Annotated in this window: 8 protein-coding genes and 2 pseudogenes; 4 read left to right on the top strand and 6 right to left on the bottom strand. The window is 66.3% G+C overall.

Annotated elements, in window-relative coordinates:
• Positions 1-24: 24 nt before the first annotated feature.
• From TSH20_RS18860 to TSH20_RS18885, 6 genes and pseudogenes are all read right to left on the bottom strand, one after another.
• The gene (locus TSH20_RS18860) at positions 25-1,035 is read right to left on the bottom strand and encodes a succinylglutamate desuccinylase/aspartoacylase family protein (RefSeq protein WP_109076163.1); all 1,011 of its coding nucleotides are present in this window, start codon (positions 1,033-1,035) and stop codon (positions 25-27) included.
• 194 nt (positions 1,036-1,229) lie between these two features.
• Positions 1,230-2,114, bottom strand: a complete 885-nt coding sequence (locus tag TSH20_RS18865) for a LysR family transcriptional regulator (RefSeq protein WP_109076157.1) — start codon at positions 2,112-2,114, stop codon at positions 1,230-1,232.
• Between the two features lie 89 nt (positions 2,115-2,203).
• Complete coding sequence (locus TSH20_RS18870; protein ID WP_109076158.1) at positions 2,204-3,082, bottom strand: MBL fold metallo-hydrolase; 879 nt, start codon at positions 3,080-3,082, stop codon at positions 2,204-2,206.
• A gap of 120 nt (positions 3,083-3,202) precedes the next feature.
• Positions 3,203-4,172 (bottom strand): annotated as a pseudogene (locus tag TSH20_RS18875) (IS5 family transposase).
• A 122-nt stretch (positions 4,173-4,294) separates the two neighbouring features.
• Positions 4,295-5,332, bottom strand: coding sequence for an NAD(P)H-quinone oxidoreductase (locus TSH20_RS18880; RefSeq protein ID WP_199232054.1), 1,038 nt, complete (start codon positions 5,330-5,332; stop codon positions 4,295-4,297).
• Positions 5,332-5,880 carry a hypothetical protein gene (locus TSH20_RS18885; RefSeq protein WP_109076159.1) on the bottom strand — a complete coding sequence of 183 codons (549 nt, stop codon included), beginning with the start codon at positions 5,878-5,880 and terminating at the stop codon, positions 5,332-5,334. The genes TSH20_RS18880 and TSH20_RS18885 overlap by 1 nt, the downstream gene beginning before the upstream one ends.
• A gap of 121 nt (positions 5,881-6,001) precedes the next feature.
• Here TSH20_RS18885 and TSH20_RS18890 point away from each other — a divergent pair, with 121 nt between their 5' ends.
• The 4 genes and pseudogenes from TSH20_RS18890 to TSH20_RS18905 all read left to right on the top strand — a co-directional run.
• On the top strand, positions 6,002-6,922 hold the full coding sequence (locus TSH20_RS18890; protein WP_109076160.1) for a LysR family transcriptional regulator: 921 nt from the start codon (positions 6,002-6,004) through the stop codon (positions 6,920-6,922).
• 114 nt (positions 6,923-7,036) lie between these two features.
• Positions 7,037-8,299, top strand: coding sequence for an MFS transporter (locus tag TSH20_RS18895; protein WP_109076161.1), 1,263 nt, complete (start codon positions 7,037-7,039; stop codon positions 8,297-8,299).
• 114 nt (positions 8,300-8,413) lie between these two features.
• Positions 8,414-9,068 (top strand): annotated as a pseudogene (locus TSH20_RS18900) (IS6 family transposase).
• Between the two features lie 390 nt (positions 9,069-9,458).
• A partial coding sequence (locus TSH20_RS18905) for a type II toxin-antitoxin system RelE/ParE family toxin (protein WP_109076162.1) occupies positions 9,459-9,702 on the top strand: 244 nt, incomplete at its 3' end.

The raw sequence follows: 9,702 nt of genomic DNA on the forward strand, positions 1-9,702 counted from the left end.
CGGTCGGGAGGGGGCGGCGGAGGGTCAGGTCCAGCTGGTGTCGGCGGCGAGATGGACGACGCAGTCGCCGGGTTGCACGTGGGTGAAGCTGCGGACGCAGACCGCGACGCCGGAGCCGCGGAAATGCAGTTCCACAGGGTCGCGCCAGGGCGCGTGGGGGTCGTGGATGCGGCCGGCGAGCTGCCCCTCGCTGACATCGTCGCCGAGGCGGAAAGCGGGCTCGAACAGGCCGGGGCAGGGGGCGAAGACATAGTGCCGTTCGCCCTCCACGCGCAGCAGCCGGCCCGGGCGCGGCTCGGGTGCCGGATGTTCGGGCAGCAGGCCGACCGTGGTCAGCAGACGCTCGATGCCGTCCTCGACGATGGCCAGGCCGGTCGGATCGCAGGTGCCGAAACCGCCGAATTCCCCGCACAGGAACAGCTTGCCCTGGCGTTCGGCGGCGGCGGCGAAGGTGCGGTCCTCGCCCAGCAGGTTGGCGATCATTACGTTCGGCGCACCAAACCCCTCGACCAGCCGGCGGTAAAGTCCCTGCCGCTCTTCGTCCGGCGGCGGCGAGGCGAGCAGGGTCGGCAGATGGTTCATCGACGCTCCCCCGGCGTGAAGGTCGAGAGCCAAGTCGGCCATCGGCAGCAGCACGGTCTCCACATAGTGGGCGATCATCTGGGTCGGCGTGCCGTCGCGGGCGCCGGGGAACATCCGGTTCAGGTTGCCCTTGTCGATCGGCGAGGTGCGGCTGCCGTGCATGTGGGCCGGGAAGTTCAGCGCCGGGATCACGATCAGGCGGCCGCTGATCGCCAGCGCGGGCAGGCGGCGCACCAGCTTGGCCAGGGCGATCGGCCCCTCATACTCGTCGCCGTGATTGCCGCCGGTCAGCAGAACGGTCGGTCCGGTTCCGCGCTTCAGCACGGCGACGGGGATGGCGATGTGCCCGTAGGCGGAACGGTCGTGGGAATGGGGAACGCGCAGCGTGCCTGTCTGGAAGCCGTCGCGTTCGAAATCGACATCGGTGGAGATGCGGGACGTCGCACGGGTCATGCGGACCTCGTTGGGCAAAGGGGATCTGTTTGAAAGCAGCGTCGCGAGGCGCCGGCCGTACCGGCAGCATCGTTCGGATCACTGACTGTCTTCAGTGTTGCGAATTCCTGATGGAACTGCGAGTGCTGTTTTCTGCTCATACCGATGCCTGTCAGGCATCGGTATGAGCGTGGCAGTGCTGCCGGCAAATGTGGTCAGAGAGCGGCGGCGATGACGGCGCGGAAGCGGATCAGCGCCGGGTTGGCATTCTCGGACAGGCACGCGAAGGATAGCGGCAGGCGGATCGACACGTCCGCCAGATCAAGGAACTGGGCCCGTGCGGGGGGACGCGCGCGGTTCGCCGAGTTGACGATGGCTGCTCCGATTCCGGCGGAGACCAGCGACAGGATGGCGGCTTCGGTCGACACCTCCTGCACCACATTCAGGGTCAGCCCGGCTTGGCGGCAGGCGCTCAGCAGCAGGTCGTAGTATGCTGGGTAGATCGAGCGGGGAAAGGTGACGAAAGGGCGGCCGGCAAGGTCCCGGGCGCGCATCGGAACATCCGCCGACAGCCCCCAGGCGCGCGGCACCGCGAGCGTCACGCCATGGTCGAGCAGGGGGACGGTCGCGAGGTTGGCCGGCGGCGGCTCGAACAGGTAGACGAAGCCGCCGTCCAGGGTTCCATCCTCCATTTCCTCCAGCTGCATCGGGGTGTTGAGCGGCGCCAGCTCGAACTGGACACCGGGAGCCTCCCTTTGGAAGCGGCTGAACAGTTCCGGCACCAGTCCGTCCCAGCCGGCGTTTTCTACGAAGCCGATCCGCAGCCGCCCCTGTAGACCGGCGGCGATGAGCTTGACGGAGCGGCCGGCGGCTTCCAGTTGTGCCAGGAGTCTGCGCGCCTCGACCAGATAATGGGCGCCGGCGGCAGTGAGCCGCAGCCCGCGCGGCCCGCGATCGAACAGCGCGACCCCCAGTTCCTCCTCCAGGAACTGGATCTGGCGCGAGATGGCGGGTTGAGTGATGTGCACCCGCTTGGACGCCAGCCGCACGCTCTCATGCTCCGCGACGGCAATGAAGTAGCGGAGATGGCGCAATTCCATGGGCTACGCTCCGAATGGGGGCGTTTGGGTGGCGGGTTCCCGGCCGCCGCACGCGCGTGGTCTGCGCGGCGACATCGCCCTGCGGCGGTTCACGCGAAGGTCCAGTGGAAGCACTCGCCCCTGCGTACGACGCGGCCCGCCGAACGGCCGCCGAAATGTGCGGGAAGGACCAGCGCTGAACGCTCCGCGGCGTGTTCCAGCGCCCAGCGGCGCGACCGGCGGGCCGTTTCGGCATCCTGGCAGAACATCGAATTCCAGGTGGGACGAAGCACCTGCACGGGGCTGTGAAGGACGTCGCCGCTGAAGAAGGCCTCATGGCCGGCGGAGCGGACGGAAATGGACATGTGACCGGGCGTATGGCCCGGGGTGGGGTGGAAGGTCACCCCCTCGATCACTTCGCCGCCGTCGTCGGGTACGAGGTCGAGCAGGCCGGCCTCGATGACCGGCAGCACGCTGTCCTCATAGACGCCGGCGGCGGGGCCGGTGCGGAAGCCTTCGCTGGCCGCCTTGTCGTTCTCGGTCCGCGACCAGAGATAGCGTGCGTTGGGAAATGCGGGGGTCCAGCGCTCGTCGTTCCAGTGTGTGTTCCATCCGACATGGTCACTGTGGATATGGGTGCATAGCACGTAATCGATGGCCTCCGGAGCGATGCCGGCCGCCCTCATCCGATCGAGGAGGCCGGTGTGCAGACCGTCGAACTGCGGGATCCGGCGGGTGCGGCCATCGCCGATCCCGGTGTCGATGACCATGAGATGATGCGGGGTCCTTACCACCCACAGATTGACGTTGACCATCAGACCGGCGCCGTCCGGGGTCATCGCATCCGGGATCAGCTCGTCCTGATGTGGAGCGATCAACTTGTCGGCCCAGTCCGGCAGGAGCATGGTCGCCTCATAGGGGGGAAAGACGATTTCGGTCAGCCGGAGAAGGTCGAGGCTGCCCAATTGGAAGCGCAGTTCGTCGGTCATCCTCGCAGCCTCCCATGGAGCATGGCATCTGTGGTGCCGTTGCCGGCTAGATATAGCATGAGCACTGGCGTTGGTGCACAACTTGGCGCGTTGACAGAGTTTGCCCTAACTGATCGGTGATCAGGCGACCTTGCGGGAGATCGGCATGCCCAAGCTGGTCATGATGTTCATGGCTTTGCAGCCGACGGCGGCCTCGACCTTCTGGGCAGGCAGACTCCGAGCGCGCAGGCTGCGCCCGATCAGCGTCTTGTATCTCAGCATCGCCATCTCGCCCAAGGACCGCCTTGCGTACTGGACCGCCCGCTGCCAGCCAAGCCGTCCGCGTTCTGCGATCATCTGGATGTGCCGGTCACGCTGTGTGGGAGCGCTTGCGGCGGTATCGGTCGGCACCGCCGTCGCGCGCGGCGGGATGATCACCGCGGCGTCGGGCGTGTGTGCGCTGACCGCGCGGTGGACGGGGTCCTCCGTCATACGCGCCGTCCGCCAGCACCGTGCCGATCGGGCGGGTGATCTGGTCGAGCAGCGGACCGACCAGAGAGGCGTCGCCGTCCTCCGTAGTCGTCAGGTCCGAGGCGAGGACTTCGCCCGTATCGGGATCGACCGCCAGGTGGAGTTTTCTCCAGCTCCGGCGCGCGTGGCCGCCGTGCTTTTCCTGGTGCCACTCGCCCGTGCCGAACACCCTCAGCCCCGTGGAATCGATCACCACCGTGACCGGCCCGTTCGCTTTCGCCAGGGTGGTTGCCACCGCAAGGTCGGCGCTGCGGCGGGAGAAGGTTGTGTGATCCGGCACTGGCATGTCCAGGCCGAGCAGGCGTATCAACGAGCCCAGCAGACCCTCGGTTTGGCGCCACGGCCGGCCAAAGGCCAAGCGCAGCATCAATCCTGCCTCAATGGCGATTTCCGAGTAGCGCGTTGGGTGGCCGCGCCGACCCGTGTTGGCCGGCGTCCAGGCGGCGATCGCCTCGGGCGTCACCCAGATCGTCAGGTCACCCCGTCGGCGCAACGCCGCATCGTAGGCCGCCCAGTTCTCAACCCGGTAGCGGGCACGCGGGATCTTGTGACGGCGCTTCTCGTTCGCCTTGTACGGCATCCGGCTCTCGGCTCCAGCGGGGCCCGATCCTTTACCCGCAGTCCTGCTCGATCACCAGACCCCCATTTTCGCACCAACGCCCCGCCACACCGCCACGGCGTTCGAAGCAGTGTGGGCGCTGGTCATGCGCGGGTTGGAGGCGCGGGGGTGATGTGATGCCCCCTTCGTCCAGACCCCTCAAGGCAATTTGAGCACGATCTTCCCGAAACCTCCGCCGCGCTCCATAGCCTCGTGCGCTTGCACGACCTCCGCCAGGGAAAAACCTGCGAGACCACGGCGCGCATGGTGCCGGAGGCAAAAAGCGGCAGCATTCGATCGGCAAAGCGTTGAACCATTGCGCGCTTTTCGTCGGACTGCCGCGACTTCATCACCGTTCCCACCAGCCGCAGATGGTTGTGAAGAAGCAGGCCGAGGGGAATCGTCGCATCGCCCCCGCCTCCCATCAGCCCGACCTGCACCAGGATGCCGCCCGGCCGCAGGCTGCGCAGGTTGCCGGCGAGCGTGGCGCCGCCGATGAAATCGACCACCGCGTCGAGACCCTGGCCATCCGTGAACCGCCGGGCCTCCGCCTCGAAATCCCCCGACCGGTAGTCGACGACCGCCTCCGCCCCCAGCGAGAGGACATCGCCGAGATGACCGGCGCCGGCCGTGGCCAGTACACGGCCCCCGAGGGCGCGGGCAACCTGCACCACGGCGGAGCCGACACCGCCTGCGGCGGCGTGGACGAGCACGGCCTGTCCGGCGCCGAGACCTGCCAGATGTCCGACGACCTCATAGGCGGTGACGAAGGGCTCCATCACCGCCGCCGCCTCGATAAAGCCGAGATGTTCGGGCATCCGGACAGCCATCCCCTGATCGATGCGCGCGAACTCCGCATAAGCGCCGCCGCCGGTGATTGCCATCACCCAGTCGCCGCGGCGAAACCCCGTCACCTCCTCTCCGGTCTCTATCACCTCGCCTGCCAGTTCGAGGCCGAGCAGCGGGCTGTCGCCGAAATTCTCCGTGCCATAGGCCCCCTGCCGCTGCAGAAGATCGGCCCGGTTCACCCCGGCGGCACGCGCCCGCACCAGAAGATCCGTCGGCCGGATCTCCGGGGCCGGCACTTCGGCGAGGCGGAGAACATCCGCCCGGCCGAAGTCCTGGAAGACCACGGCTTTCACTACGCCGCCGCCTGTGCCCGCGCCTTGGCGCGCCGCGCGATGCTGGCGGCGAAAAGGGGCGTTTCGCGCCGGTTGTGGTCGCCGCCGGCGGCCTGACGAGCAGCGGCGGCGGTTTCGTAGGACAGCTGATGCGCCTCCAGAAAGTCCATGAAGGCATCGGTGGGATGCGCGGTCACCCGGTTCGTGTAGCGGGTCCGGCCGTTTTCGATGGCTTCGGCCATCAGTTCCCAGACGACGTTGACCTGCGTGCGGCCGTTCGCTGTGAAGACGTCCGAGATCGAATTCATCCGCACATAGGTCGGGCCGGCGTCTTCAGCCACATAATGCTGGACCACGAGCCCGGTGCCGATCATCTCGACATTGATCGACATCCGGCGGCCGTCGTCGGTCGTGGTGATACCGGCGGCGATATGGTCGGGTGCGCAGCAGCGCAGATACTCGGCCTCCGGCAGGGAGAACAGCCATTCCTCGATGTCCACCTGATCCAGCGGCACGTCGATTTCGGCGGAATAGGCGGATTGCGACAGGATGCGATCCAGAACTTTCATTGTACTCTCCATTTCACGTCGGCCGGGCTGCGGCGCCCGGCTCGTGGAATGGACCTTACGCAGCCTCCGCAGGTGCGAGAATGCAGGCGGATCTCGAAACCTTTTTGCCGGGAACGCAAAGATGATCGATCCGCGCTTCGCAGAGCACCTGACGGTCTTCGTCGACGTGGTGCGGGGCGGCAGCTTCTCCAACGCGGCGCGGCGGCGCGGCCTCACTCCCTCCGCCATCGCCCGACAGATCGACGCGCTGGAACACAGCGTCGGCGTCCCGCTCTTCGTTCGCTCGACACGCGCGCTGGCGATGACCGATGCCGGCGAGCGGCTCTTCGAACTCGCGCAGCGGCTTCTCGACGATCTGGCCGACACCCACGCGGAAATCGCCGCCTTCGACGGGGCGGTGACCGGCGTCTTCCGCCTGGCCTGCTTTCCGACTTTCGGCAAGCGCTACGTGATCCCGGCGGTGGAGGCGGTGATGCGGGACCATCCCCGGCTGACCGTCGAGCTCGATCTAACCGAACGTCTGGCCGATCCGGTCCTCGAGCGCCTCGACGCCGTGATCCGCATCGGAGAGCTGGCGGACAGCACGCTAATCGCCACCCGTCTCGCCGTACAGAAAAGGCTCCTCGTCGCCTCGCCAGACTACCTGTCGCGCAATGGTGCGCCGGCCGACAGCGCCTCGCTCGCGGGTCACCGGCTGATCGACAAGCTGCATGGCGCGGATCTGCTCGGCTGGGCGGACGTGCTCGGCCATCCGGCGGGGTATCGGCAGGATGCCGGCGTGGTCTTCCGCTGCGACGATTTCGAGGCGATGCGGGGCGCGGCCCTGTCCGGAATCGGGATCGGCTTTCTGCCGGATTGGGTCGTGGGCGCCGACGTTCGTGCCGGCGCCCTCCTGCGCCTGTCCCTCGATGGCGAACCCTGGAACGTGGCAGACACCGGCATCCACCTGCTGCGCGCCCTGGCGCAACCCTCCGCGAAATTCAGGGTGGTGAGCGGCGCCATCCGCACGGTGATCGGCACGCCGCCGGTCTGGGCGTCCTGATTCCGGTTTTGCGCGCATCGCACAAAGCTTTCGAGTCCGTCACGCATTCTCGCGCCGGATCCCGCGAGGCATTTTTCCGGCCATCGGCCCTTGTGCGGGCCGCCGCACGGGAAAATGGAAATCGAAATGACCTGCCTTGCCAATGAGCCACCTGCCCGGCGCCGCTTCCGGCCGTCGAATCGCACGATCACGGCCTTTTGCGCGGTGACGGCCGCCACCTTCCTTGCCAGCGCCGCGGCCCCCACGCCGCTCTACCAGCATTACCAGTCGGCGTTCGGCCTGGGATCCGGCGCGCTGACGCTGATCTTTGCCGCTTATGCGTTCAGCCTGCTCGCCGCACTTCTGACGGTCGGCGCGCTGTCCGACCATGTCGGACGGCGTCCGGCCATCCTCACCGCCACCGTGATCAACATGGCCGCGATGCTGCTGTTCATGACCGCTCATTCCGCGTTCGGGCTCGGCTTAGCGCGCATGGTTCAAGGCTTCGGCACAGGCATGGCGACGACCGCCCTCGGCGCGGCGATCCTGGACGTCGATCGCAAGCGGGGGCCGCTCCTGAACAGCGTCACCGCCTTCATCGGTCTGTTCTTCGGTGCGCTCGGCTCCGGTTTGCTGGTCCATTGGGCACCGGCGCCGACGCAGCTCGTCTATGCCGTCCTGCTCATCATGTCCGCGGCCCAGACAGTGCTGGCGATCGGAATGCCCGAAACCGCCTCGCGTCGGCCGGGCGCGTTGCGCTCGCTGCTACCTGAGTTGCGCATGCCCAAGACCGCAAGGCACAGCTTCATCCATGTCTCGCCCGTGAACATAGCGGGCTGGGCGCTGGGCGGACTGAACTTTTCGCTGATGCCCGCACTGGTCGGCCTTGCCGAGGGCCGGAACGAGCCGCTCACCGGGACGCTGGTCGTGGCAACGCTGATGGCCGGCGCCACGCTGGCGGTCCTGGGACTGCGCCGGTTTGCCGCCGAACATGCGTTGATTGCCGGAGCGATGGCACTTTCCCTCGGCATGGCCCTGGCGCTCTGCGCATTGTCGTTGCCATCGGTCACTGTGATGTTCGCTGGTGTCGCCCTGGCGGGTGTCGGCTTCGGCGCTTCATTTTCCGGCGCCTTCCGCGAACTGCTGCCGCGTGCGGAAAGCCATGATCGCGCTGGCCTGCTTTCGACCTTCTACATCGAGAGCTATCTGGCCTTTAGCCTGCCGGTCATCCTTGCGGGATTGGCTATCCTGCAACTGGGCCTTGCGGAAACCGCCACAATCTATGGAGAAGCGATAATCGTTCTTGCGCTGATCTCGGCTGGCGTGTTCTGGAGACGGCTTCTTAAAGGCGGTTTCCAGAACCGTTATCCGATGGTCACCCCTCCGGAAACCCGCTGATCGGCAGTCGGTTTTCTGGGTGTTGTCACGAGAACGGTGGCGGCCAGTTGGCAATGAGGTTACCGTTCTCGGATGACGCCGATCTCATAAGCCCGCCATCAATTCCCACCGGCCGTGATCCAGCAAACCATCGGGCTTTATCTTCGGTTCACGTTGAGCTACCGGGATATCGAGGAGTTGCTGGCCGAACGTGGCCTGGACGTATCCTACGAGACCGTGCGCCGTTGGGTCGTGAAGTTCGGCCCGCTCATTGCGCGTAATCTCTAAAGCCTGCGGCCGAAGCCCAGTTCACGCTGGCATTTGGACGAGATGGTGCTCAGGGTCAGCGGCATGGATCATGCACTTGTGGCGGGCCGTCGATGATGAAGGCGAGGTGTTGGAGGTGTTCGTCCAGCGCCGACGCGACATGGCTGCGGCTTTGAAGTTGATGCGCAAGCTGCTGAAGAAGTATGGCTTCGTCCCCATCGAGGTCACGACCGACAAGCTCCGGTCCTACGGGGCCGCCTTCCACCAACTCGGTCTGACCGCCCACCATGAACAAGGGCGGCGAACAAACAACCGCACCGAGGTCTCACACCAGCCGGCGCGGCGACGAGAGCGCAAATTACAGCGGTTCAAATCATCGGGTTCCGCCCAGCGCTTCGTCTCTCTTCATGCCGCCGTCTACAACACCTTCAACCTCCAGCGTCACCCGGTCTCCCGCCGCACCCTGCGCAACTTCCGGGCGCAGGCCGTGGCCGACTGGCAGGCCGCGACCGCCGCAGCGTGAACCAGTTGCGGATTTCGCAACTTGTATTCGCCGCCTTAGTTTCTGTGACTAAGCCCTCCGCCAGCAGACCCTGCGCGTCGACTGCGCCGATCAGCAGCAAAAATTTTCGCGCATGGCGAGCATGCGCGCGGAATACTCTTCTGGCAGAAAGAGCGAGGCGTCGAACCGCCGGCTATTACCCGGCCAAGATCCCGAAATGACCGACAGGCGGCGCTCGGCTTGCGTTGGGGCAGTGAGGCATGGCGAATCGACTGGCCCCGCTTGGTCGACCGTCGCACCGGCGCGGAGATGTCCAGGCAGGCGGTGACCTGCCGCTGTCTATCAAGGAAGCAGTTCGCCATCAGCGAATAGCCACTTGACGGGAAATTCGCTATCAGCGATCATGACATCATGAAGCTCGTGATCGAAGCCACTGCGCTGAAGGTTCTGCTTCGCATGCCGAAGGGCGATGCGGCCGGGCTGCGGGAGAAGCTGAAGACCTTCGCCGCCGCTCCTTTTGACCCGCATCCCTGGGCGAAGGCGTTTGGCGGCGGACAAGGCCGCATTCGCCACGGCGACTGGCGGGCCGTCTACCAGATCGACGGCGATGCGCTGTTGGTCACGGTGCTGAAGGTCGGGAACCGCAAGGAGGTCT

The sequence above is a fragment of the Azospirillum sp. TSH20 genome, from assembly GCF_003115935.1.
Classification (GTDB): domain Bacteria; phylum Pseudomonadota; class Alphaproteobacteria; order Azospirillales; family Azospirillaceae; genus Azospirillum.